Source organism: Halorhodospira sp. M38 (genome assembly GCF_022227985.1).
In the GTDB taxonomy this organism is placed as follows: domain Bacteria; phylum Pseudomonadota; class Gammaproteobacteria; order Nitrococcales; family Halorhodospiraceae; genus Halorhodospira; species Halorhodospira halophila_A.
Window position 1 is genome coordinate 1 of sequence record NZ_JAJNQP010000100.1, and the last position, 301, is coordinate 301.

The following is a 301-nucleotide window of genomic DNA, read 5'->3' on the forward strand; positions in this document are numbered from 1 at the left end:
CTGGGCGAGGACCGGCGCGATGCGGGAAAAGCAGCTGCTCCAGGGCATGATCGTCAAGATCCTCGGGCAGCGGCCATTCGAGCCCCGCGGCCTGGGCGCGGTGAAGGTATCGGTGCACGGTGTTCACGCCCAGCTGGCAGGCGGAGGCGATGCGGGGCTGGCTCAAGCTCAGCTCGTGGTGAAGCCGAAGAACCTCACGGATTTTACGCATGGACGACCTCGGGGTGGGCATGGACTCTCTCCGGAGCAGGTGGTGGGGAGAGTCCAAGTATCCCCCGATCCCGCGCCTACCACCCCATCA

1 protein-coding gene is annotated in these 301 nt (G+C 66.1%); it reads right to left on the reverse strand.

What is annotated here, in order from left to right:
- Positions 1-232, reverse strand: a 232-nt coding sequence (locus LRA98_RS13255) for a sigma factor-like helix-turn-helix DNA-binding protein (protein WP_443134955.1), incomplete at its 3' end; no start/stop codon positions are given.
- Between the last annotated feature and the right edge of the window lie 69 nt (positions 233-301).